The following is a 25,161-nucleotide window of genomic DNA, read 5'->3' as shown; positions in this document are numbered from 1 at the left end:
TACATATATAATATAGGGGGAAAAATGTCAATACTCACACAGTCAGGAAGAGCAGCAATAGCAGCCAGCATCAAAAAGCAATCTATCCATCTTGCTTGGGGAACAGGTGATTCAAGCTCTGGAAGTAGCCACAAAGTAGAAAAAACTTTCGTTAAGGGTGAAATAAAATTTGATCATCAACCTATTTTTGATCGTCAACCTATTAAAGATGTGAAGGTTTTTACAGGGCAAACAACTTATCAGCCAAGTATTGACTATACAGTTAATGGCAGTACTGGTGTAATAAAACTTACGGAAAATAGCTCTATTCCAGTAAGTGATAAAGTTACTGTAGAGTATAGTGAAAGCACACCACCAGAGCTGATAACTTCTGAAAAGCTGCTCAATGAACTTGGCAGACGTACTGCAGACGAAGTGCTATTCTGCACAGGTGATGAAAACGGTGAACTTATAACTCCATCTGGAAGGTTTAGGCCCTCAAATGTACCAACTAATAATCTCTATCTCAAATTTACTTTCGATTTCACAAACGCAGCAAATCAAGTTATACGGGAATTAGGGGTTATGGTTGGTACTAAAGTAAAAGAAGAATTACCTATAGGACGGAGATATTTTGAACCACAAGATATAGAAGACCCAGGGATCTTATTAGTTTTAGAGCATACAGTACCGCTCATTAGGACTTCAGCAACCCGGGAAACTTTTTCGTTTGTAGTGACATTTTAGAAAAAGAGAAAAAAGATGACCTTAAATAGCTATTATAACCGCTTTAATCCTGACAAAGAATACGAAAAAAGCTTGTTTCTTGCAGGAAGAGGTCTACAGTCTGCAGAATTAAACGAGACTCAGGAGTATGCTCTCTCTAAGCTTAAAGGCATAGGCGATGCAATATTTCGTGATGGCGATGTTATAACAGGAAGCAATTGTATTATAGATGGGGAAACTGGTAAAGTTACACTTGAGTCAGGAAAAATCTATCTTCGTGGAGCAGTTAGAAAAGTAGAAGCAAAAGAGTTTGTTATTCCACTGAGTACCACAGTGCGTATCGGTGTTTATTATCTAGAATCTACGATTACAGAACTTGAGGACGAAAATCTTCGTGATCCTGCTGTTGGTACACGTAATTATCAAGAAGTAGGAGCTGCAAGACTTAAAGTTTCCACCATTTGGGGTTATCAAGCAGAAGGTGTTTCTTCCACTTTTTCTGTAAATGGCGAATTTTATCCAATTTATAACATTGAAAATGGAGTATTGATAGAACATTCACCGCCACCACAAGCAAATATAGTAACTACTGCTCTTGCTCGTTATGACAAAGAAGCCAATGGTTCCTACGTCGTAAATGGTCTTGAAGTAATGTTCCTGCAAAAGGAAGAGGGAGAAGGAGGAAAAAAAATATTTGTGATTAATGAGGGCAAAGCTCATGTTGATGGCTATGAGATTGAACTTCCTCACAGTATTCGTGTTTCTTTTGATGAAGATCCGGATATAAAATCAGTTGAATCAGAACCACATACTTTTCAGCCAAATAGCCAAAGAGTAATGGAACTTAAAGTTAATGATTTTCCAATAAGTGAAATTAAAAAAGTAGATATAACCGTTCAAAAAACCATTACCATTACTCATGGTTCATATTCAGGAGCTGTTGATCCAATACCTGACTCTGCAGTACTTGAGATTATTCAAGTTAAACAAGGCAATGTTATTTATGAAAATAGTATAGATTACAAATTAAACGCAGGAAATGTTGATTGGTCATTACCAGGTAAAGAACCAGCTCCTGGAAGTAGTTATCAAATAACTTACCGCTGTCGTACTCATGTAAGTCCTGAAGATATAAGTGAACAGGGATGCAAAGTAAAAGGAGCAGTTGATAACAGCTTGGTTTTGATTGATTACACCTGGAAAATGCCCCGCTATGATTTAATTACTATCGATAGCAAAGGGGTGGTAAGAAGAATAAAAGGAATTTCCCACTCTTGGAGACCATCGATGCCTAAAGCACCTAGCGGACAACTTTTGCTCTGCTACATTCATCAGACATGGAAAAACGGAGAAAAAGAAGGGGTAAAAATAGTGAATAATGCTATTCATGCTGTACCGATGAATGAGCTTGAAGCAATGAAAAAAGGAATAAATGATCTTTATGCGCTGGTTGCACAGGAACGTTTACGCAGTGATGCAAATTCAAGAGAACCTACAACGAAAAAAGGAGTATTTGTTGATTCGTTTTTTGATGATGATATGCGTGATCAAGGAATTTCGCAGTCTGCAGCAATAGTAAACAAAGAATTAATTTTACCAATAGATGTAACGATTGCTGATATTGATGGAGGAGAAAAAACTTATTTGTTGCCGTATGAACTTGAACCGGTACTGGAGCAGCTTTTACAGACTAAAGGAGAAAAGATCAATCCATATCAAGCTTTTGATCCAGTCCCGGCACAAATTACTCTAAATAAAAATATAGATTACTGGACGGAGGTTACCACGAATTGGAAAAGCCCAGTAACCAGAGTATTTAATATTACGGAAACAACAGAGCTGCTGTCAAGTACTTCATATGAAACTGAATTTATGAGAGAAGCAGTACAAGATTTTGAAATTGAAGGTTTTGAGCCAAGTGAGCAGCTTAAAGAAATAAAATTTGACGGAATAAACATTCAACCTATAACTTAAAATTGGAAAAATAAATGTTAACAGCTAACAACCAGGGAAAATTAAAGGGAAAAATAAAAATCCCAGCAAACATTCCAGCAGGTACTAAATTGGTGCAATTTTATGGGAATAAAGGAAGCTATGGAGAGACAACTTATACTGGTAAAAAAACAATTACCATAGAAGAGAGAAGAAGAGTTATCGCAGCAAGAAGAGTTGATCCTTTAGCGCAAACATTTACTTTAAATGAGAGCAGACACATAGGAGGTCTAGAGTTATGGTTTATAAATAAAGGCAAAAAACGTGTTGTTGTGCAGATTAGAGAAACAGCAGTGGGAATGCCCTCGCAGACTGTCATTGCTGAAAGCTATATTGAGCCAAAAGATATAAAGATAGATGGCACAGCAACACGTATTACTTGGTCTCCTGTCTGGTGTGAAGCTGGCAGAGAATATGCAATAGTTTTACTTACCGATGATGCAGATACTGCAGTAAAAATAGCAGAGCTTGGCAAGTATGATGCAGTAAATAGCCGTTGGGTAACAAGTCAGCCATATCAAGTAGGAGCATTACTGTCATCTAGCAATGCAAGCACCTGGACTCCACATCAAAATTTAGATTTAACGTTTCGACTACTAGCTGCAAAATTTAGTGAAGTTTCTCATGTTGTTGACCTGGGCAAAGTTACTGTAAATAATGTATCAGATTTAATTGTTTTGACGAACGTCGAAAAAGTAGCATTTGATACCAATGTAGAATTTATCTTAACAGATGAAGAGGGAAGAGAAAACTTTTTGTCTGATAATTTGCCGCTTGCACTGCGTGAAAGAATAAATGGGGAATTAACGGTAAAAGCAAGCCTAAAAGGAGGGCGAGAGAAAAGTCCAGTGCTATATCCTGGGTTACAGCTAGTTATGGGTAATCTTTCTAAGAGTGCAGATTATGTAACTAGAAGCATTACAGCAGGAGCTAACACTAAGATTACCATAACATATGATGCGCTGATACCTGGCACTGCAGATGTTAAAGCGTATGTACAAAAAAACGTGGATTGGCAATTAGTAAATTTAACATCAGGAAAACCAATTGGAGAAAATTTGGTAGAGAGAACTCATGTGCTAACAAACTTTAATGGTAATGAGACAAGGGTAAAATTAGCTTTGAGTGGAACGGTTGTTTATCGCCCTAAAGTCAAAAATCTACGAATCATTATCACTTAGCAGAATGTCAGATGATAAAACAAGCAGAGGGTATCCACTACCACATCCAGAAAATATTGCTGTGCAGGATGTTGTTCGTATCCGTACCACAATTAAGAAAATAGATGAAGATATTACCGAAAGAGAAGATGAGCATAATCAACTTAAGAGTAATTTTGAGCGGTTTAATTTTGAGACTTTTTTAAATTTTTGGAAATGAAAGAAGCAATATACCAAAGGATAAAGGATTTAGCAGCAAATAGCACACCTGATCAACTGGCATATCTTGCAAAATCGCTGGAATTGATAGCAGATAAAAAAGCTATTTCTGATATTGCGCAAATGACTAAAGTAAAAGAAATAATTGATGCACTACAAAAGAGGCTTAAGGATTTAGCAGCAAACAGTACACCAGATCAATTAGCATATCTTGCTAAAGCATTGGAATCAATAGTCGACAAAAGTGCAGTTTCTGAAATTGTACAGATGACTGATGGTAAGCTAAAAGAACTTCTTGATAGTGCAAAAAAACACTTAACTGATCTGGATAATAAAAAAGCTAGTTCTTTAGCAGTGATCTCTGAATCAGAGAAGCAGTTATTAAAGAGAATTGATGAAAAAGGAACAACAAATTTATCGCTACTTGATACGAGAAAGAATGCCAATATTGCAGCAATAAATAGCATTAGTAATAGTCATAAAGATGGTCTTAAAGGTTTAGTAGAAGATTTTCGTGCTGTTAATAATGTACCATCTGGCTCATCAATTATTGGGGAAATAGAAACTCGAATTGAAAACATCCTGAATGAGGTAAAAACTCGGGATGAACAGTTAAAAGTGTCTCTTATAAATGAAATAAGAAAGCGCAACATGGTTGAACCAGGGTCATTACCTTTCTTATTTGGTGTACTTGGCAGAAAAAATAATTATTTTGGCCACGGAACTTTTACGACAGAGCTTGGAAAGTGGAGTAGTGATATAACAAAAACTGACTATATGTTACAACTACTAGCAGGTAGCCATACGTACAATACAGATTACGTTAGTTTTTATCGGCCAAGACAACTAAGTTTTATAGAGGGAAGTAAAGGAACATTTATTTACGGAGAGTTATGCACAAAAAGTTTTTCGGGTAGTTATGATGAGATATACTATTACCCGTATGCTGCACTTGGAGTAGTATTTGTAAAAAATACAACCAATGTGAACATAAATAAGACAATGGAATTTGTTGGATCATCGTATTCGAGTACGGAGTATGGGGGAGCAGGATTATTTGTGGGAACTCCTGATAACACTAATTCTAATAAATCAAGTATTTCAAAAATAGTATGGAAAAATGTTTACCAATACACGAGTTCTGATAGCAAGTTAGCCGGATCTGGTAATGTGGAGATTCCAGCAGGAAAAACAGTTGCAATATTACTTTACACATCATCTTATCTGTATTCCAGAACACAAGTTAGTCAAGGTATGCTTGCATCAAATTATGTACACAACTATGGTCAATTTATTCAGTGGGGGATTTATAACATACGTAGCAATTTTCTCACCACAGGGCTTGAGGTAGATGTGGAAAGGACGCTCAGGGGTTGGCAATGTCCAGGATTATCTAACACGTATGAGATTTGGAGGTAACAAACAATGTCTATCTACATTAGATTTGAAAATGATAAACAAGTAGAAACAACAACACTTGAAAGCAAGCCAACTGAAAATGATTGGTATGAAGCACCAGAAGATTTTGATTGGCAAAAAAGCTATTGTTTAACAGAAGGAGGAAAAATTGCTCAGCGTACTAAAGAAGATATACAAAAGGAGTTACTGGATAATGCGAAGCTTTGTGCATTTGATAGTATGCGTTTCTATTATGATAATCATACTCACCAATATGCAGGTCATTCTCACCAAAAAGCTAAATCTTATGAGATTCAAGCGGAAGCCGCAAAAAGCATTCTAGCAGCACCAGAATCTATAGATGAAAAGGATAAAGAAATTATAGAACCTTTAGCAAAAGTCCGTGGTATTACGGTTATTGAAATGGCAAGAATAATTGAGGAAAAAGTGAAAAAAGCAGTAAAAGCAATAATTAAATGTGAAGAGCTTGAAGATTTAGCCAAAAGAAAGATTGAAGAAGCCAAAAGTGAAAATGAGCTACAGACTTTGCTAGATGATTTCAGGAAGAAAATACAAAGAAATGGCTGAAGAATTTTTACATGGCGTAAATGTTATTGAGGTAACCTCAGGAGCAAAGACAGTACGTACAGCTAAATCATCAGTGATAGGTGTAATTGGTACTGCACCTGAAGCAGATGAGCAAAAATTTCCGCTAAATAAACCAGTGTTAGTTGCAGGAAGCTTAAAGGAAGCAGCAAAGCTCGGAAAGAGTGGCAGTTTACCTTCTGCAATAAATGGAATATTTTCCCAGATTGGTGCAACAGTAGTAGTTATTCGAGTTAAAGAAAGTGAAAACAGCGATCCAAAGCTCAAAGAAAGTGAAACTATTCAAAGTATAATCGGTGGAGTTGATAAAGAGACTGGAGAATATCAAGGGATAGAGGCATTCCTCAGTAGTGAAAGTATAGTTCATGTTGCTCCAAGAATATTAATTGCACCTCAGTTTACTCATCAGTTACCTGAAATAGATGGAGTAAATCCAGTAGTGAGTGCTTTAATTTCCATAGCAGAAAAATTAAGAGCAATTATTGTTGCAGACGGACCAAATACTAATGATGAAGAAGCAATAAAATGGAGAAAAAGTGTAGGCAGCTCAAGAGTTTACGTAGTTGACCCATGGATTAAGTTATTTATTGAAGGAAAAGAAAAAATCTTGCCATCGAGTCCATTTGTAGCTGGTTTAATAGCTAAAATAGACAGCGAACAAGGCTTCTGGCATTCACCTTCAAATAAAGAGATAAATGGTATTGTTGGCACAAGCAGGCCTATTGATTTTAGCTTAGGTTATGCAAATTGCAGAGCAAACCACTTAAATGAAAATGAAGTAACAACGATAATTCATCAAAACGGCTATAGGCTTTGGGGAAATAGAACATGTTCAAATGACTCAAAATGGGCTTTTCTGTCAGTGAGAAGGACTGCAGATTTAATCAATGATAGTCTACTTCGAGCTCATTTATGGGCAGTTGATCGCAATATCACCAAAACTTATATAGATGATGTGATTGAGGGGGTGAATTCTTATTTGGCCAATTTAAAAGTACAAGGAGCGATTATTAGCGGAAAATGTTATGCAACTCCAGAGCTCAATACACCAACAAATATTGCAAGCGGGAAAGTATATTTTGATTTCGAATTTACACTACCATATCCGGCTGAGCAAATAACATTCAAATCTCATCTCGTAAATAATAGTGTAATAAGTTAGGAGAAAGCAAAGTGTTACCGAAAATACTGAGAAATTTTAACGTATTTGTTGATGGCCGGGGTTATGCAGGAAAAATAGATGAAATAACCTTGCCGAAGCTTACCATAAAAACCGAAGAGTACAGAGCTGGTGGTATGGATATTCCAATAAATATTGATATGGGCATGGAGAAACTTGAAGCAGACTTTACTTTCGCTGAGTATGATTCAGAACTATTTAGACTTTTTGGCTTGATAGATGGAAACTCAGTATCTTTAACGCTCCGTGGAGGAATGCAAGGTAATGATATTGAAGCAGTAATAATCAATTTAAGAGGCATTTTTAAAGAGTTTGACTTTGGCAACTGGAAACCTGCTGAGAAAGCAACGCTGAAGTGTACTGTAGCTGCCCATTATTATAAACTTACTATAGGTGGTAATGAATTAATAGAGATCGATGCTGAAAATATGATTAGAAAGATAAATGGCGTTGATCAAATGGCCTTGCTACAAACGATTCTAGGGATCTAATATGGTTGACAAAATTACATAAAAATGTTAAAATATAAGAAGTTGTAGGTATATAGTTAATATGGATTCTAAAGCTCATACAAATTCCATAGAGCAGCTAACTGGTTTACTTGTTAGTGTAGCACAATCTCAAGACAAGTCCGTTTTAAAGTTATTAACTGAATTAATGGAAGAAGAAATTGAAGATATGGAATTATCTAAGATTGCTGACGAACGCTATAAAGAAAAGAGGGTTAAACATCAAGATGCCTTCTGGGATTAAGCCTTACAATATAGACTATTCAGAATCTGTTATAAAGAAAGACATTCCGGCTCTTCCAGCAAAAGTAAAGTTAATGATTAAGAAGGCAATAATGGAGCGTCTAACAGTTGATCCAATTGGACTTGGAAAGCCATTAAAGCATAACTTAAGTGGACAACGTAGTCTACGGGTGAGTACCTATCGTATACTTTATTATATAGATGCACCAGAACATACAGTAGTTATTACTTCAATTGAACACAGAAAAGATTCTTATCAAAGCTAATCCTATTTATAGCACCATACAAAGAAATTAGTTATGTAAAAGCCGATATAGACTTTTATTTAATTAACTTTTTAAGGAGGAACATGCGTGCGCCAAGCAAAGTGCGTAAAGTCCAGTTGGTGAAAATCCAACCCAGGCAAAGCCTAGCCAGCAGGCTGGAACAAACCACTATGCTGCGTAAGGTAACGAGCGTAGTAAAGCTAGTGGAATGGACAACACAGGGTACAACGAAAGTGAAGGTATTGAGTCCCGAAATTCTCGATGTCATAGAGGTCGACACGTTGCATATAGTGGAAGACAGCAAGAAGGGTAACAATAGGGCAAGTTATCACTCACTCTATCGGGATCTGAGGCCGTATCACGTGTTGAGATGGAGTTTACGTAAACTTGGGAGATCCTTTGTATTCCTATTAAGGTACGTTGGAACAAGTCAACAAAGGCGAGTACTGACGGAAGATATAAAGGAAGTCGGACTGATTGATAGTACTCAGAGTGTGGGAAAGCCACATACAAGGGGAAGCGGTCAGCAATATAGTGACTGGTTTAGGAATTGCTATGCCAATACAACGGAGGTTGGAATAACGTGCAAAGAAAACTAAATCAGATAGCAGTAAGAGCCAGGCAAGATAAACGATTGAAATTTACATCGTTAATTCATCTGATAAACGCAGAGAATCTTGCTGAATGTTATAAAGAGCTAAAGCATAACAAAGCATGCGGTATAGACCAGGTGACAGTAGAAGCTTATGGAGAAAATCTTGAAGAGAAGCTCAACACTCTGGTGGATAGTATGAAAAGAAAGCGATATCAACCGCAACCAGTGAAAAGAGTATATATACCAAAAGCTGGAAGCAAAGAGAAACGCGGGCTTGGAGTACCGTCTACAGAAGATAAGTTAGTCCAGATAATGCTGAAGAAGATATTAGAAAATATTTATGAAGCTAACTTTCTGGATAACTCATATGGTTTTCGTCCTGGTAGAAGCTGTCATCAAGCGGTAAATGCACTAAATAAAGCAGTTATGTACAGACCAACTAACTATGTAGTAGAAGTTGATATCAAGAAATTCTTTGATAATGTCCAGCACAAATGGCTAATGAGATGCTTGAGAGAACGGATAACAGACCCAAACATACTGTGGTTAGTAAAACGATTTCTTAAGGCAGGAGTAGTCGAAGCAGGACATTATGAAGCAACTGAACTAGGCACACCTCAGGGGGGAATAGTAAGTCCTATACTAGCTAATATATACTTGCATTATGTGCTGGATTTGTGGTTTGAAAAGAAATTCAAGCTAAGATCTAAAGGTTATATGGAGCTAGTTAGGTATGCAGATGATCACCTGATTTGCTGCGAAAGAGAAAAAGATGCTAGAGAACTCTTAGAGTCACTGAAACAAAGGCTAGGAAAATTTGGACTGGAAATATCTGAAGACAAAACAAGAATAGTAAAGTTTGGCAAAAAGGAGTGGCAACAAGGAATAAGGGAGAAACGAAAAACGGAAAGTTTCAACTTTCTAGGATTCACCCATTATGGTACAAGGAGTCGTAAAGGTAGAGTAATGGTAGGTCATAAAACCTCGAAAGAAAATCTATCTAGAAAACTTAAAGAAATCAAAGAATGGGTGAAAAAGATCCGAAATAAAGTTCACCTTAAAGATTGGTGGTCAATACTTAAAGCAAAACTAACAGGACACTATAACTACTTCGGAGTTAGCGGAAATTACCGGTGGTTGAATAAATTCTTCTGGCGGGTAATCAAGCTAGCGTATAAATGGATGAACCGACGTAGTCAGAAGAAGAGTATGAATTCAAAGCAATTTATACGGGAACGTTCAAAAAAGTGTGTCAAACCGAAAAAAAAGTAATAAATTGATATAAAAAATGGAGGTTTGATATGGGTCAAGCAAATAGAACTACTGGTTTGGTAGATTATAAAGAATTAGAAACAAATATCCTGTCATCTATACGAGAAGGAAGACCATTGACAGGAAGAGATGGAGCATTAACACCGTTTATAAAAAGGTTGCTAGAGGCAAGTCTGGAAGGTGAAATAGAAAGCCACATGTCAGCTAAAAGTGAAGAAAATAACCGAAGAAATGGAAGGAATGCAAAAACTTTACGTACAAGTTCAGGCTCATTTGAACTATTAACACCAAGAGACAGAGAAGGAAGCTTTGAACCGCAAATAGTCAAAAAAAGGCAAACAAGCCTACATCCAGAACTTGAAGCAAAGGTCTTAAGCACATATGCCAGTGGCATGGGATACAGAGATATAGCTTCACATGTTGAGGAAATATATGACCACAAAATATCAGCAGCAGAGATATCCAGTATTACTGATAAACTGCTACCAGTAATCAATGAATGGCGCAGCCGCCCACTGCAATCAGTGTATCCAATAGTGTTTATGGATGGCATGTTCTTTAAGGTCAAGGAGGACGGACATTGTATAAGTAAATGCATGTATAATATATTGGGCATAAATCAAAATGGCAGAAAAGAAGTATTAGGTTTTTATTTGGCTGAAAGTGAAGGAGCTAACTTCTGGTTGGGAGTTCTAAATGACCTAAAAGAGCGAGGAGTAGAAGATATTCTAATTGCCTGCATTGATGGGCTAAAAAGCTTTCCTGCGGCTATAAATAGTGTGTTTCCTAAGGCAGAAGTACAGCTATGTATAGTGCATCAGATAAGGAATTCACTGAAATATGTATCTAGCAAAGATGTAAAAGTTTTCATGAATGATTTGAAAAAAATATATCGTGCTTCAAGTAAAGAGATCGCTGAGAATTATCTGCTTGAGCTGGAAGAAAAATGGGGAGAGAAGTATCCTTTAGTTATAAAATCCTGGCAGAACAATTGGGAAAACTTATCCAGTTATTTTAAGTATTCTGGGCAAGTTAGGAAGCTGATTTACACCACCAATCCAATTGAGGGGTTGCATAGACAAATCAGGAAATTTACTAAAACTAAGGGTTCATTTACTAGTACAAATGCCTTGTACAAACAGGTATATTGTGCTATAAAAAAGGTAGAGCAAAAGTGGATTATGGCTCTCCCTAATTGGGCTTTAACTATTTCTCAACTTGATATTTTCTTTCCAGATAGATTGAAAATTGAGTTGAACTAAAAATGCGGCTTGACACACTTTTTTGAACGTTCCCATTTATACACTATCTACAAGTTAATCCATTACCAAAACCAAGAATATGCTACTCATTATATACAAAATAGGAAATGCTGTGAATACTACATTGTGGAGCCGTGTGCGGGAAAGCTGCAAGCACGGTTCTGGTGGGGGAGTCATAGCGATAAAACTTAATCAGGAGGATTTAAAACTATGACTTCTACCAAACAAGCTATAACACTTAATAACCCAATAACAGTTGATGGAATTTCTGTCTCAGAATTATCGATACGTGAACCTAAAGTAAGAGATTTACTTGCTATAGAACGCATAGAAGGCGAAGCTTTAAAAGAAGTAGCTTTAATTGCTAATCTAGCATCCGTACCAAAAGAAGTAGTTGAAGATTTATGTATTAAAGATTATGTAGAAATACAGAAGGTGCTAAAAGGTTTTTTGTCGCCGCTGGAACAGAGGAGTTAAGATTCAATATTTTAAAACTTAGCTCAACAACAGGAAGTGGAATTGAGCAAATTATTAATATGAGTACAAAAGAGTTTCTAAAGTGGTTAGAAGTAAGTGAAGGAGTAACAAAAAAATGTCAATGCTTTCAATAAAAATAGGTGCAACGTTAGATGGCAGTTTTAATAATGCAATGACAGGTAGTGCAGCAAAGCTTTCTAAGTTGGGTGATAGTATAAAGCAGCTTGATTCATCAATGAAATCGGTTTCCAAATTTAAGCAATTAAATCATGATGCCCTTCAAGCCATGAAGAATTGGAAGGAAGCGGAGAAGAAAGCGAAAGAATCAGCTACAGCAATTGCTAAAGAGAAGAAGGAAAAAAAAGAGCCAAGCAAAGCACTGAGAAATGAATTCGAAAAATTGAAAGCATCGGCATCAAAGGCAAAAGAGGCTTATATTAAAAAGAGAGATGCACTTCACACATTAAATGAAGAAATTAGGAAAAGTGGAAAGGATGTTAAATCTTTAGTGAGAGATCAAACTAAACTTGGTTCATCTATTGAAGTACTAAAAGGAAAATACAGTAAATTAGGATCTGTAATACAAAAACAGCAAAATGCTTTAGCAAGAAAAGCGCATTATAGATCACAAGTAATGGAGACTATAGGACTAGGTCTTTCGCTTGCAGCGCCAATTAAAGTTGCGATTAACTTTGAAAGTGCTATGGCTGATGTTAAGAAGGTTGTAAAGTTTCAGAATGATGAGGAATTTAATAAGTTTAGTGAGAATATAAAGAAGTTATCCCGTGAAATACCTCTATCAGCTACAGAATTAGCACAAATAGCTGCAAGTGGTGGACAACTTGGAATTCAAAAAGATAAGTTAATTGGATTTACAACAACAGTAGCTAAAATGGCCACAGCATTTGACATGTCTGCTGAACAAGCTGGTGATTCTATTGCCAAACTCGCTAACATTTATGGAATCGCAGTAGAGAAGATGGAAGAAGTTGGTGATGTTATAAATTACCTATCAGATAATACTGCAGCTAAGGCGAACGATATGATTGAAGCACTCGCTAGAGTGGGTGGTAATGCAAAACAATTTGGTTTAGATATTAATCAGACAAGTAGTTTAGTAAATGCCTTCGTTAGTTTAGGTAAACAACCTGAAAAAGCAGCAACTGCTGTCAATGCTCTGCTTTCTAAACTTCAAACTGCTGAAGGGCAAGGAAAAGAGTTCAAAGCAGCATTGGAATCGATAGGTATCACTGCAGAGGAAATGTCACAAAAGGTTGCTGAAAACGGGCAAAACGCTCTACTTCATTTTTTTGAAATTTTAGAAAAAGTAGGACAGGAACGTTCACAAATCCTTCTCAATCTCTTTGGTCAAGAATATCAAGATGATATTGCATTGATAGTTGGGAGTTTGGAAGAATATAAAAAAGCAATAGATTTTGTGGCTGATAAAGAAAAGTATAATAAATCTATGCAAAAGGAATTTAATAACCGTGCAAGTACTACAGCAAATAATTTGCAGCTACTTAAAAATACAATAGCAGAGCTAGGAATGAACTTAGGGTCAGTTATGCTACCTCCTTTAAATTGGATAAGTAAGATTTTGAGGTCAATATCTACAGGTATAGCTTGGTTCGCAGAGAAGTGTCCAATTTTAACTACAGGAGTTATGAGCATAATTTCAGCTCTTATTATTGGCAAGATTGCAGTGGTAGGTTTTGGTTATGCATTTGCATTGGCTGGAGGTGGAATACTAACTTTTAAGGCTATTTTGCAGGGAACACTTTTGCCAGTATTAACTTCGTTATCAGCGCGAGTAATTCCAGCAGTAATCATGGGACTGAAAGCTTTAACGCTAACCAATCCTATAGGAGCTGCTATTGCTGGACTATCAGTTGGTGCAGCGCTTGTAATTGCTAATTGGCAAAAGGTAAAGGACTTTTTTTCAAGTCTCTGGAAATCAATTACAAAATCTATAGAAAATTGGATTGGTATAGGAAAATTTTTTAATGATAGTCCAATAAAAGCATTAGAGAAACCAGTAGAAGCAAAAATAGGCAGTGCAACTAGTGAAAATAATGTTTTTAGTAAAGGAAATCCTTTATTGAATAATAATGCTTTTAGTAGAATTTCGAATAGTAGAACGAATATTGAAAGTGTGATTACAGAAAAAAGTTCTGTAGCAGATAATTCAGAGAAAGTTTTAAAAGACTGTGAAAAGTGTGAACAAAAAATTTTCAATCAAACTTTTACATTTAATATAAGTATAAAAGCAGAACCTAACCAAGATGTACGTAGTCTTGCTGATGCAGTAATAAAAAGAATAAGGGAAAAATCTCGTGATGTTTTATTTGATTCAATAGAACCAATTTACTAATGCTATCACTTGGTCAACATAAGCTTTCTCCAACAAGTGTAAGGTATAGTAAAGAAAATCGTTGGAGTACAATTGAGTGCATTGGTAAAATACCTTCATTACAAAATATTGGTCAAGGTGCAGAAAATATAGACTTAGAAGGAGTAATTTATTTCCATAATCTGAATGATTTAAATCAATTAAAAAGTATGAAAGAAACTGAGAAAAATCATGAACCAAGTATCTTAGTAGACAATTTAGGGAATGTTTTGGGAAGATTTGTTATTGTGCGGTTAGAAGAAAAGCAAACGTCGTATTTTCCCTGTGGATTACCAAAAAAGGTTGAATTTAGCTTAAGTTTAAGGAGTTATGTATGACAGTACATTATATAACCCGAGAAAATGAAATGTTAGATTACATATGTTTTAAGCACTATGGATATAGCTCTGGAGCAGTAGAAATAGTATTGGAGGCTAATCCTGGTCTTGCAGAGTATGGAAGTTTTTTGCCTACAGGATTAAAGATCAGGTTACCTAGAATACAAGAGCAATTAAAAAAATCGAAGTTAAAAGTGTGGGAATAAATGAAACCTGAATTTAGCATTGAAGGAATAAAAGATCATGTAATATCGGTGCATCTTACTGATGAATCTGGTACTATAGATGATGTTGCAGAGGTATGCGTTGATTATGGCAATGAAAATGTGGAAGTTCCAAATGAATTGAACATAGCACTAGGTTATAAGGAATTTGGAATCTTTCCAATGGGTATATATACAGTCAACGAAGTGACTATACAGGGTCCACCTAAGACTCTACTAATCAAAGCTCATGCAACAAATTTAAGAATATCTTTGAAGGCAAAAGTATCAAAAGAATGGCGCCAAATTACCATAGAAAACTTAGTAAAAGAAATAGCCCAAAAACATGGATATGGACATAAAGTTGCTGAGGAATTTAAGAATGTATTAATACCCCACATTAATCAGGTAGATGAAAGTGATATAAGTCTGTTAACAAAGATCGCAACAGAGCGTGAAGCAATGGCCAAATTAGCTGGTGGGTATGTATTGTTTATTTCAAAAAATATGGCAAAATCAGCCACAGGAAAAGCTTTAGGAACAACAACTATTAGACCTCAAGACACAATTAATTGGAAAGTGCATTTTACCGTACGTGATAAGTATAATTCAGTAGTAGCAAAATGGCACAGCTATGAAAAGGGCGAAACTATTAAAGAAACAGTTGGTAGTAGCGAGCCAAGTTATATTATGCTGGAACTTTACTCTAATGCAGAGTCAGCGCTGAGTGCAGCAAATGCCAAGTTGAAACAATTGAAGCGTAACAATGAAACTTTAGATATAACTATGCCTGGTAATCCAGAGTTATTTGCAGAAGCTAAACTTAATCTTATAGGTTTTAATCAAGCGGTAGATGGTGAATGGATAGTTAACAGAGCGGAGCATACTTTAAATAGCTCGGGTTACCTTACTATGTTGTCAGCATCTTTGAGTAAGTAATGTTAAGAAAAAAATGAGTAATGATCTATTTAATATGAAGAAACTGTGTGCGAAATATGAAAAAAATAAAGTCTAATGAAAAATATAAGTTACATTTCGCATGGTTCGCACTATTAATAGTATGTCTTGTTATTACATATTGCTATCAAAAATCTAAAGCTACAGATAATTACAAAACAATCTTACGCATTGCTTCTGAAAATTGTAATCTAGATGTAGTAAAGTTTTCAGTAAAGAACCTATTGAGCATTAACACACAAATTCCTAGATTAACGGCGCTACATTGTGCAGCAGAAGGAAAATGTCTAGAATTAGTAAAATTTCTAGTGAATGAAGGAGTTGATATAAATGATACAGGTAGATATAAAGGATGGACAGTATTACATTCTGCCGCATACGGAGGCAATTTAGAGATAGTTAAGTTCTTATTAGAAAGAGGTGCTAATCCTAATACTAGAGATACAGATGGAAAAAACCCTCGGGATGTAGCTGTAATAGAATCAAGGCACAACAAAGATAAACCTTACAGAGAAATTATTAAGCTACTTGCAAATGCAGAGGAACAGCATAAATCAAAATAGTAGTTACTAAAGTAGCTATCCATAATAAATTCACATTTTAAATCATTATGCAAAATCAAAAAATCCCAATTACATTAATTATCACGTTATTAATCCAAACCGTAGCATTGATATGGTGGTTATCCAAGTTAGACTCAAGGGTACAATTTCACGATAAACTTATTGAATATGGTTTAATGGAAAAAGTGTTAGTACTTGAGGAAAGGGTGAAAAATCTTTCTGAGGAATTAGATGAATTCAAAGATAACTTAAAGTCTGGTGTATAATGCTTAGACTGCGATTGGCGATTTTTCCAATTTTTGACGTATTGTTCAACTAGTGGAGAATCTCCTGTTATGATCAGTAGGTTTTCAGCATTTCTTTGCTGAGCGGCATCTGAAAAGTTAAATGATCCGGTTATGATTTTTTGCTCATCAATAATAATTACCTTGCTATGAGCAATAGCGGGTTTAAAGTCAATCCATATCGGGATTTTGTGCTCAAATAATTCGTTAATTACACTATGTTTTGAACTAGTTTGTGATTCATCTAGAATAACCTTAATATCAACTCCACGCTTTTTAGCTTGAACCAAGGATTCAGCAATAGGCTTTGAGGTAAATTGGTATGCCTGAACCAACAAGGATTTTTTAGCATGACCCACGGAATCAATTATTAGGTTGGTGCAATTTTCTCCAGGCGTGAAGCAGACTGTGGCTTTTAGGCAGGAAACACATCCCGATAAAAGCGAACAAGTTAATAAAATCAATAAATACCTAACCATGGCAAAATACATCCTTTCAATTGACGGCGGAGGCATAAGAGGCATCATACCAGCCATTATTCTAGCAGAAATAGAAAAAAGAACAAGAAGAACTATAGCTGAAATCTTTGATCTAATGGCTGGTACTTCAACCGGTGGGATTGTTGTGGCAGGATTATGTAAAAAAGATAAACCTCAATATTCTGCTAATGATTTAGTCGAGTTCTATCGGGAATATGGACCATATATTTTTAAGTCTTCATTTTTGAGAAGATCAATATTATCTTGGTTTAACTGTACACAATACCCACATAAAAATATTGAGTATGTACTTCATAAATATTTTGGCGATGATGTCTTTAAAAACACTTTAAGTAATGTGTTGATTACGAGTTACGATATTCACAATAACTGCCCATTTTTCTTCAAAAGCTGGAAAGAGGATAGGAATTTTATTAAATTAAGGGATGTATTAAGAGCAGCAACTGCAGCACCTACTTACTTTGCACCTAAATATCTTAAAATTAACCAAAAGGAAATGGTATTAGTGGATGGAGGGGTTTTTGCCAATAATCCAGCGGCTTGTGCATATGCAAGTAGTAAAAGGTTATTTCCAAATGATGATATTGTACTGTTATCGATAGGTACTGGAAGAACAGATAGAAGCATAGCCAATTCAAAGAGATTTGGAAAAATAGGCTGGGTAAAACCACTACTACATGTGATGTTTGCCTCAAGTTTAGATGCAGTAAATTACCAACTTGATCAAGTTATAGCTGATAAATATATACGCATACAATCGCAATTGAAAATAGCATCACCTGACATGGATAATATTACATCAAAAAATATCAAATCTCTTCAGCAAGAGGCAAAGGCAATGATAGAGAATAATCAAAAAGTAGTCGATAAATTTTGTAACATTGTGTCTTAATTTACATCAAGTAAAATATAAAGCTTTCATTGAGCCAGAAAAGTAAAATAAGCAAATTTGCCTTGTTGAGAAATCTTATTATCTTTGTGTACTACTTTCTTTTTCACTACTAAAAAATCCACGTAAATGGTTAAAAACCTTTTCAATAAAAAGCTCGCTTTCCTCTCCTGTAAAAGCTTCTTTTATTTCATGCAAACTACTTGTTACCTTATTGCTATTTTTTATGACTGAGTAGCTTTCAATAGCTTGGCAAGCAGACAAAATAGTTATTGCCCCTATTATAGTTGAAACAATTATGGCAATTAAAGGTGCTATTGTTGTAAGTACTGCTGCAATTAATGAGATGCCAACACAAAACGCAATAGCTGAAATGCAAAATGCTACTGTATGTTTCTTTTCATGACTAACCATACACACCTTCTTAATAAATCTGTTAAAAGGATAACTTATTTTTTTAGTACCGTCAATATTTTTAGAAAAATTGGCATACTCAAGATAATCATTTGTGATACCAATGAATTACATTAAGCAAATTCTAATTTAGTTAATTCACTTCAATCTATTTGAACATTATATATTAAACACAGAAGCACAAGAATTTCATTCAGTAATTTAGATATATTAAATATACAATTATTTTTATTGATATTTTAATGTATTATTTATGAGTAAGTAAACTACTGAAATCTTTAATCCAGGTTAAGTTTTGAAAGCATGATTTTCAAGCTCCTCAATAGAAATGTCCAGCATAAGTAGATTATTTGCAACCTTTATCTATATTAAGTATATAACTACTTTTACTTATATCTTTAACACAATTCAATTTTCACACTCATCAGTAGTTAGGCCACTTGCTCGCACAATAATATCAATAGCAACACCTGCCTTTGCTAGATTTTTCGCAACTTTGATCTTTTCTATTTTTTTAACTTTTTTCTTGCCATTTTTCATACTTTCAGATAGAGATTTGACTAGTGATTCTTGTTCTCCGTACTCATCCATTAAACTCAATAGCTTTTTGCTTTCTCTTGTTTTAGGTAGCAGAACTTTAATATTCACTGATAATCCTTCTGCTATTTGATATAATTTGTCAAATGATATGGCAGTGTATCCTATTTCATATTCGTGTATTTCCTTGAGTGTTAAACCAACTTTATCCGCCAAATCTTTTTGAGTATATCTTCTTATCAACCTCCATTCTCTTATTCTTTGCCCTATTCTGTAGTATATAGAATCAGTGCAGACTTCTTTCTCTGTATTATCATACTCGTAAATAGATAAGCCGGTTGCTTGGGAAATTATGTCAACTGAAACTCCTTCTTTAACTAGATTTTTTGCTACTTCTAATCTTGCCTCCTCTTGATTGATTTTCTCGCTAATATGAACAAACCTGATTAATGAAGGTACTATTTTGCCTAACTTTTGATTCTCATATATTTTTGTTAGATAGAGTATTTCTTCGTCTTCATCTTCATACTCTCTTACTGTTATTGGTTTAGGTAATAGATCTACAACATTAACTGACAGTACTCTTGCTATTACATATAGTACTTCAATCGGAATAGGAATATACCCATTTTCATAATTGGTTACTTCTTTATATGCTAATCCGATTTTACTTGCTAACTCTGCTTGAGTACACCTTTGCATTAATCTACAATCTTCTATTTTTTGCCCTATTTTGTAGTGTATAGAACTAACATCTCTTACAGAAACAAACATATATACCTTACTTAGAAATAAATTTTCATGCAATTTGATCAGCGGATAAACCAACTATTTGCAAAATAATATCAATAGAAATTCCCCCTTTTACTAAATCCTTTGCAACTTTGATCCTTTCCGCTTTTCTTACTTTTTCTTCACAAATCCGTATGCCTTCAAACAAAGATTTTATTAGTGCATTACGTAGTTCTTGACTTTCAATCTTTTTGTATTCTTCAATTAAATTCGGTAGTTCATTTTCTACTTTACTACCTTCCTCTATTAGCAGATCTGTAATATTAATCGATAATGTTTCTGCTATTACATATAATTTTCCCAGTGGAGTAGCTACACGTCCTTGTTCATAGTTGCTTATTTCGTGACGGGTTGTATTCATTTTCTTTCCTAAATCTTTTTGAGTATACTCTTTTACTAGCCTCCATTCTTTTATCTTCCTTCCTATTTGGCAGTAAATAGAACCAACTTTTTCTTCAACACATTCATCAGCAGAGAGACTGATTGTTTTTGCAATAACATCAACAGAAACTCCTGCTTCAACCAAACCCTTTGCAATTTTTACTTTCTCTGCTTTCCTACTACTTTTTTCACTAACTTGGACAAATTGGGTTAATAAACAAAACATCTTACGTAACTCCTGATCATTAATCTTTTTATATTCTCTTACTAGATTTAATATTTCTTCTTCCTCATCTTCAAGACAGATTTTTTCATTTGATACAGGAATAAGATCGGTAATACTGATTGATAGTGCCTCAGCTATAGCATATAACCTTTCAATTGAAATTCTACGATTCCCTTTCTCATATTGCAGTATTACCCAGTATTTTACACCAATTTTCTCAGCTAAATCTTTCTGAGTATACCCCCTCTCTAACCTCCAACTTTTCACTTTTTCCCCTACTTCATAGTCTAGAATTTTTTCCACGCAAAGAACCATACATATAATATTTTCTACTATAGCTCAAAGGCTCCAGATATAACGGTAGAAAAAACCTCTGGAACCTTAAAGTTTGCTGTAGACGCATTAAAGTTCCCTAAAGGTTTCTTTACTACCTCCACATACCCTATTTACCCATGAAGACAATACTTCATCATTGCTAATCTCTTTTATAGCATACTTTTCATTCCATATGCCACATCTAGTGAAATTACCTCTTTCTACCACTTCCTTAAGCTTCACTCCCCCAAAAAGGCAATTTTTTCCAATTTCTTCGCCTCTTTTTTGTAACTCAGCCCACATTTCCTTGTTTTCTACTCTGACTTGTACTTGATCATATTTTTTTACATCGTGGTACAATATAATATTTAGCTTACCAATGCTTGTAGGAAACTCTAATATAATAGAGCTTTCATCTGACATATCGATATAGTTTCTTATACCTCCCTTCTCACTTTTAACCTCAACTGCATCATTGCCAATTTTTAAAATATTAATTCCTAACTCTCTCAGTATTTTGGCTACCTCTACCTTGCTATCCCCAGAAAATTCTATATACGATGTTGTATTATCTATCTCAACATCTATTAATTCTCCTTCTTGCATAGCATTTTCGCCAGCTTTCTCTAGTTCTTCTAGTCTCTCATCTATCTGTGGCTGAACTTCTGGCTGTAGCTCATTATAGATTTCACCTATTAGTTTATTCTGCAATAAAGTATCATGAAAATCTGCACCACTTAGCATTAATTTACGCATTATCTTTTTTCGATCAGTCTTATCAAATTTATGAAAATGTGTACCCAATACTACATACTCTGCAATGCTCCATTCCCCATCGTTATATGCATTTATTCTTGCTCCAGAGGCTAGTACTTGGTCTATAGTTTTGTGCAATTCATTTACGTTTTTTGCCTCTACTACAGCACTCTTAAACCAGCTCAACTTTTCACTTTCGCTTGCACTTGGTTTTATTTTTTGCAAATTTGAAGCAAATGGATTTAAATCTTCTGCTTGATCATTTAAAGGTTTTGTGCCATAAACATAGTCAAGGCTTTTCCCGTAGTTGATTTTGTTTTCGCGAATGTTTCTGCTAGGGGAGGCCTCCCGGTTTATCTCCTTCTGGTTATTAATTTTACTCACAAATTTAGACTGCTTTATATCAACGCCTTCAAGAGCACCAAATATTTTCTTGTGATTAACATTAGTCTTTTTATTCCGATCTTTACTAGTCATATAAACCTCATATTAAAAATACTTTTTAAGCGTACAATAAACTTTATACATCTTACTACTCATTATAAATTATAATGAGTAGATTTGCAAATACTTTCTACTATAACAATCCATTTTCTCGAAAGCTGAAATAGCCTCCACTTGTGATGATAATATGGTCAAACAATTTTACGCTTACGGGAACGTTCAAAAAAGTGTGTCAAACCGAAAAAAAAGTAATAAATTGATATAAAAAATGGAGGTTTGATATGGGTCAAGCAAATAGAACTACTGGTTTGGTAGATTATAAAGAATTAGAAACAAATATCCTGTCATCTATACGAGAAGGAAGACCATTGACAGGAAGAGATGGAGCATTAACACCGTTTATAAAAAGGTTGCTAGAGGCAAGTCTGGAAGGTGAAATAGAAAGCCACATGTCAGCTAAAAGTGAAGAAAATAACCGAAGAAATGGAAGGAATGCAAAAACTTTACGTACAAGTTCAGGCTCATTTGAACTATTAACACCAAGAGACAGAGAAGGAAGCTTTGAACCGCAAATAGTCAAAAAAAGGCAAACAAGCCTACATCCAGAACTTGAAGCAAAGGTCTTAAGCACATATGCCAGTGGCATGGGATACAGAGATATAGCTTCACATGTTGAGGAAATATATGACCACAAAATATCAGCAGCAGAGATATCCAGTATTACTGATAAACTGCTACCAGTAATCAATGAATGGCGCAGCCGCCCACTGCAATCAGTGTATCCAATAGTGTTTATGGATGGCATGTTCTTTAAGGTCAAGGAGGACGGACATTGTATAAGTAAATGCATGTATAATATATTGGGCATAAATCAAAATGGCAGAAAAGAAGTATTAGGTTTTTATTTGGCTGAAAGTGAAGGAGCTAACTTCTGGTTGGGAGTTCTAAATGACCTAAAAGAGCGAGGAGTAGAAGATATTCTAATTGCCTGCATTGATGGGCTAAAAAGCTTTCCTGCGGCTATAAATAGTGTGTTTCCTAAGGCAGAAGTACAGCTATGTATAGTGCATCAGATAAGGAATTCACTGAAATATGTATCTAGCAAAGATGTAAAAGTTTTCATGAATGATTTGAAAAAAATATATCGTGCTTCAAGTAAAGAGATCGCTGAGAATTATCTGCTTGAGCTGGAAGAAAAATGGGGAGAGAAGTATCCTTTAGTTATAAAATCCTGGCAGAACAATTGGGAAAACTTATCCAGTTATTTTAAGTATTCTGGGCAAGTTAGGAAGCTGATTTACACCACCAATCCAATTGAGGGGTTGCATAGACAAATCAGGAAATTTGGGAACGTTCAAAAAAGTGTGTCAAGCCGCATTTTTAGTTCAACTCAATTTTCAATCTATCTGGAAAGAAAATATCAAGTTGAGAAATAGTTAAAGCCCAATTAGGGAGAGCCATAATCCACTTTTGCTCTACCTTTTTTATAGCACAATATACCTGTTTGTACAAGGCATTTGTACTAGTAAATGAACCCTTAGTTTTAGTAAATTTCCTGATTTGTCTATGCAACCCCTCAATTGGATTGGTGGTGTAAATCAGCTTCCTAACTTGCCCAGAATACTTAAAATAACTGGATAAGTTTTCCCAATTGTTCTGCCAGGATTTTATAACTAAAGGATACTTCTCTCCCCATTTTTCTTCCAGCTCAAGCAGATAATTCTCAGCGATCTCTTTACTTGAAGCACGATATATTTTTTTCAAATCATTCATGAAAACTTTTACATCTTTGCTAGATACATATTTCAGTGAATTCCTTATCTGATGCACTATACATAGCTGTACTTCTGCCTTAGGAAACACACTATTTATAGCCGCAGGAAAGCTTTTTAGCCCATCAATGCAGGCAATTAGAATATCTTCTACTCCTCGCTCTTTTAGGTCATTTAGAACTCCCAACCAGAAGTTAGCTCCTTCACTTTCAGCCAAATAAAAACCTAATACTTCTTTTCTGCCATTTTGATTTATGCCCAATATATTATACATGCATTTACTTATACAATGTCCGTCCTCCTTGACCTTAAAGAACATGCCATCCATAAACACTATTGGATACACTGATTGCAGTGGGCGGCTGCGCCATTCATTGATTACTGGTAGCAGTTTATCAGTAATACTGGATATCTCTGCTGCTGATATTTTGTGGTCATATATTTCCTCAACATGTGAAGCTATATCTCTGTATCCCATGCCACTGGCATATGTGCTTAAGACCTTTGCTTCAAGTTCTGGATGTAGGCTTGTTTGCCTTTTTTTGACTATTTGCGGTTCAAAGCTTCCTTCTCTGTCTCTTGGTGTTAATAGTTCAAATGAGCCTGAACTTGTACGTAAAGTTTTTGCATTCCTTCCATTTCTTCGGTTATTTTCTTCACTTTTAGCTGACATGTGGCTTTCTATTTCACCTTCCAGACTTGCCTCTAGCAACCTTTTTATAAACGGTGTTAATGCTCCATCTCTTCCTGTCAATGGTCTTCCTTCTCGTATAGATGACAGGATATTTGTTTCTAATTCTTTATAATCTACCAAACCAGTAGTTCTATTTGCTTGACCCATATCAAACCTCCATTTTTTATATCAATTTATTACTTTTTTTTCGGTTTGACACACTTTTTTGAACGTTCCCGTAGAGCAAAAGTGGATTATGGCTCTCCCTAATTGGGCTTTAACTATGTCTCAACTTGATATTTTCTTTCCAGATAGATTGAAAATTGAGTTGAACTAAAAATGCGGCTTGACACACTTTTTTGAACGTTCCCACGCTTACAGTACTACATGCTGCTGCTAAGCTCTTCGTTACTGCTTGATCTTCTTCTGATGGCTCTAAGCTCCCTCCAGGATGGTTATGTGACATTATTATTGATGTTGCATTTTTCATTAATGCCTTTCTTGTAATTTCCTTTATGTATACTGGTGCTTTTTCCATTTCACCAATATAGGATTCTTCTCCAATTAGTTGACGCCTTTTATTCAAGTACAGTATTTTTACACATTCCCTCTCTGCATGACCTATACTTACGTTTAAGTACTCTACTATCCCTTGTAAGTCCATGATTGGCTCACTCTTAAGCTTTTCTTTCAGTACCCTTTCTAGTGTTTCCTTAACACACATAATCATTGCTACTGCAGAATCAGTTACTCCTTCTATAACTTTCAGGTCATCCATTTCTCTACCTAAAATCCTTCCTACTCCTGTATAAGTATTCACCAAATTTTTAGCAATTTCTTG

Annotated in this window: 26 protein-coding genes and 3 pseudogenes; 21 read left to right on the top strand and 8 right to left on the bottom strand. The window is 35.2% G+C overall.

Annotated elements, in window-relative coordinates:
• Window positions 1-24 precede the first annotated feature (24 nt).
• The 19 genes from OOT12_RS04880 to OOT12_RS04790 all read left to right on the top strand — a co-directional run bounded on the left by OOT12_RS04880 (window position 25) and on the right by OOT12_RS04790 (window position 16,603).
• Window positions 25-726 carry a hypothetical protein gene (locus OOT12_RS04880; RefSeq protein WP_264685210.1) on the top strand — a complete coding sequence of 234 codons (702 nt, stop codon included), beginning with the start codon at window positions 25-27 and terminating at the stop codon, window positions 724-726.
• 15 nt (window positions 727-741) lie between these two features.
• Entirely contained in the window at window positions 742-2,679 is a 1,938-nt protein-coding gene (locus OOT12_RS04875; RefSeq protein WP_264685209.1) for a DUF4815 domain-containing protein, read from the top strand.
• A gap of 14 nt (window positions 2,680-2,693) precedes the next feature.
• Entirely contained in the window at window positions 2,694-3,878 is a 1,185-nt protein-coding gene (locus OOT12_RS04870) for a hypothetical protein (protein WP_264685208.1), read from the top strand.
• 4 nt (window positions 3,879-3,882) lie between these two features.
• Window positions 3,883-4,077, top strand: a complete 195-nt coding sequence (locus tag OOT12_RS04865) for a hypothetical protein (RefSeq protein WP_141457048.1) — start codon at window positions 3,883-3,885, stop codon at window positions 4,075-4,077.
• Window positions 4,074-5,495, top strand: a complete 1,422-nt coding sequence (locus OOT12_RS04860; protein ID WP_264685207.1) for a hypothetical protein — start codon at window positions 4,074-4,076, stop codon at window positions 5,493-5,495. Before OOT12_RS04865 ends, OOT12_RS04860 begins: the two co-directional genes overlap by 4 nt.
• A gap of 6 nt (window positions 5,496-5,501) precedes the next feature.
• On the top strand, window positions 5,502-6,062 hold the full coding sequence (locus OOT12_RS04855) for a hypothetical protein (RefSeq protein ID WP_155968663.1): 561 nt from the start codon (window positions 5,502-5,504) through the stop codon (window positions 6,060-6,062).
• On the top strand, window positions 6,055-7,242 hold the full coding sequence (locus tag OOT12_RS04850; RefSeq protein WP_174515985.1) for a phage tail sheath subtilisin-like domain-containing protein: 1,188 nt from the start codon (window positions 6,055-6,057) through the stop codon (window positions 7,240-7,242). Before OOT12_RS04855 ends, OOT12_RS04850 begins: the two co-directional genes overlap by 8 nt.
• Before the next feature lie 11 nt (window positions 7,243-7,253).
• A complete protein-coding gene (locus OOT12_RS04845; protein ID WP_010082216.1) occupies window positions 7,254-7,751 on the top strand; it encodes a phage major tail tube protein in 498 nt (165 codons plus the stop codon).
• Between the two features lie 61 nt (window positions 7,752-7,812).
• A complete protein-coding gene (locus OOT12_RS04840) occupies window positions 7,813-8,013 on the top strand; it encodes a hypothetical protein (protein WP_007303020.1) in 201 nt (66 codons plus the stop codon).
• Window positions 7,997-8,278: a type II toxin-antitoxin system RelE family toxin gene (locus OOT12_RS04835; protein WP_264685206.1), complete on the top strand. Its 282-nt coding sequence runs from the start codon at window positions 7,997-7,999 to the stop codon at window positions 8,276-8,278. The genes OOT12_RS04840 and OOT12_RS04835 overlap by 17 nt, the downstream gene beginning before the upstream one ends.
• Before the next feature lie 583 nt (window positions 8,279-8,861).
• Entirely contained in the window at window positions 8,862-10,145 is a 1,284-nt protein-coding gene (gene ltrA, locus OOT12_RS04830) for a group II intron reverse transcriptase/maturase (RefSeq protein ID WP_264685205.1), read from the top strand.
• 29 nt (window positions 10,146-10,174) lie between these two features.
• Window positions 10,175-11,407: an IS256 family transposase gene (locus OOT12_RS04825; protein ID WP_264685173.1), complete on the top strand. Its 1,233-nt coding sequence runs from the start codon at window positions 10,175-10,177 to the stop codon at window positions 11,405-11,407.
• A 210-nt stretch (window positions 11,408-11,617) separates the two neighbouring features.
• Complete coding sequence (locus tag OOT12_RS04820) at window positions 11,618-11,884, top strand: phage tail assembly protein (RefSeq protein WP_264685204.1); 267 nt, start codon at window positions 11,618-11,620, stop codon at window positions 11,882-11,884.
• A gap of 115 nt (window positions 11,885-11,999) precedes the next feature.
• Window positions 12,000-14,258, top strand: coding sequence for a phage tail tape measure protein (locus OOT12_RS04815; protein WP_264685203.1), 2,259 nt, complete (start codon window positions 12,000-12,002; stop codon window positions 14,256-14,258).
• Window positions 14,258-14,614 (top strand): phage tail protein, encoded by a 357-nt coding sequence (locus OOT12_RS04810; RefSeq protein WP_038536970.1) that lies wholly within the window; start codon window positions 14,258-14,260, stop codon window positions 14,612-14,614. Before OOT12_RS04815 ends, OOT12_RS04810 begins: the two co-directional genes overlap by 1 nt.
• A complete protein-coding gene (locus OOT12_RS04805) occupies window positions 14,611-14,820 on the top strand; it encodes a tail protein X (protein ID WP_038536967.1) in 210 nt (69 codons plus the stop codon). The genes OOT12_RS04810 and OOT12_RS04805 overlap by 4 nt, the downstream gene beginning before the upstream one ends.
• Entirely contained in the window at window positions 14,821-15,756 is a 936-nt protein-coding gene (locus tag OOT12_RS04800) for a phage late control D family protein (RefSeq protein ID WP_264331024.1), read from the top strand.
• A 56-nt stretch (window positions 15,757-15,812) separates the two neighbouring features.
• Entirely contained in the window at window positions 15,813-16,337 is a 525-nt protein-coding gene (locus tag OOT12_RS04795; RefSeq protein WP_007301895.1) for an ankyrin repeat domain-containing protein, read from the top strand.
• 47 nt (window positions 16,338-16,384) lie between these two features.
• The gene (locus OOT12_RS04790) at window positions 16,385-16,603 is read left to right on the top strand and encodes a hypothetical protein (protein WP_264331023.1); all 219 of its coding nucleotides are present in this window, start codon (window positions 16,385-16,387) and stop codon (window positions 16,601-16,603) included.
• Here OOT12_RS04790 and OOT12_RS04785 read toward each other — a convergent pair.
• Window positions 16,594-17,100, bottom strand: a pseudogene (locus tag OOT12_RS04785) (phospholipase D family nuclease); the annotation flags it as partial. The gene OOT12_RS04790 and the pseudogene OOT12_RS04785 sit on opposite strands and share 10 nt — an antisense overlap.
• Here OOT12_RS04785 and OOT12_RS04780 point away from each other — a divergent pair.
• On the top strand, window positions 17,099-18,013 hold the full coding sequence (locus tag OOT12_RS04780; protein ID WP_264685202.1) for a patatin-like phospholipase family protein: 915 nt from the start codon (window positions 17,099-17,101) through the stop codon (window positions 18,011-18,013). The pseudogene OOT12_RS04785 and the gene OOT12_RS04780 sit on opposite strands and share 2 nt — an antisense overlap.
• A gap of 78 nt (window positions 18,014-18,091) precedes the next feature.
• Here OOT12_RS04780 and OOT12_RS04775 read toward each other — a convergent pair whose 3' ends face one another.
• From OOT12_RS04775 to OOT12_RS04755, 5 genes are all read right to left on the bottom strand, one after another.
• Window positions 18,092-18,424, bottom strand: a complete 333-nt coding sequence (locus OOT12_RS04775; RefSeq protein ID WP_264330455.1) for a WD_0736 family protein — start codon at window positions 18,422-18,424, stop codon at window positions 18,092-18,094.
• 408 nt (window positions 18,425-18,832) lie between these two features.
• Window positions 18,833-19,735: a WO male-killing family protein Wmk gene (wmk, locus tag OOT12_RS04770; RefSeq protein ID WP_264337295.1), complete on the bottom strand. Its 903-nt coding sequence runs from the start codon at window positions 19,733-19,735 to the stop codon at window positions 18,833-18,835.
• A 25-nt stretch (window positions 19,736-19,760) separates the two neighbouring features.
• Window positions 19,761-20,675 carry a WO male-killing family protein Wmk gene (gene wmk, locus OOT12_RS04765; RefSeq protein WP_264330457.1) on the bottom strand — a complete coding sequence of 305 codons (915 nt, stop codon included), beginning with the start codon at window positions 20,673-20,675 and terminating at the stop codon, window positions 19,761-19,763.
• An 87-nt stretch (window positions 20,676-20,762) separates the two neighbouring features.
• Complete coding sequence (locus OOT12_RS04760; RefSeq protein WP_264685200.1) at window positions 20,763-21,908, bottom strand: hypothetical protein; 1,146 nt, start codon at window positions 21,906-21,908, stop codon at window positions 20,763-20,765.
• A 100-nt stretch (window positions 21,909-22,008) separates the two neighbouring features.
• Window positions 22,009-22,098, bottom strand: a complete 90-nt coding sequence (locus OOT12_RS04755) for a JAB domain-containing protein (protein WP_264685199.1) — start codon at window positions 22,096-22,098, stop codon at window positions 22,009-22,011.
• A 58-nt stretch (window positions 22,099-22,156) separates the two neighbouring features.
• Between OOT12_RS04755 and OOT12_RS04750 the strand changes: the two are divergent.
• A pseudogene (locus tag OOT12_RS04750) lies at window positions 22,157-23,248 on the top strand (IS256 family transposase); the annotation flags it as partial.
• Between the two features lie 7 nt (window positions 23,249-23,255).
• Here the strand turns inward: OOT12_RS04750 and OOT12_RS04745 are convergent.
• Together OOT12_RS04745 and OOT12_RS07385 are read right to left on the bottom strand one after the other, a co-directional pair.
• Window positions 23,256-24,488: an IS256 family transposase gene (locus OOT12_RS04745; RefSeq protein WP_264685173.1), complete on the bottom strand. Its 1,233-nt coding sequence runs from the start codon at window positions 24,486-24,488 to the stop codon at window positions 23,256-23,258.
• 262 nt (window positions 24,489-24,750) lie between these two features.
• Window positions 24,751-24,984 (bottom strand): annotated as a pseudogene (locus OOT12_RS07385) (JAB domain-containing protein); the annotation flags it as partial.
• Between the last annotated feature and the right edge of the window lie 177 nt (window positions 24,985-25,161).

This window comes from Wolbachia endosymbiont (group B) of Parapoynx stratiotata, assembly GCF_947250635.1.
GTDB lineage: Bacteria > Pseudomonadota > Alphaproteobacteria > Rickettsiales > Anaplasmataceae > Wolbachia.
The sequence above is the reverse complement of the archived record's forward strand: the minus strand, read 5'-3'. Positions and strand labels throughout refer to the sequence as shown.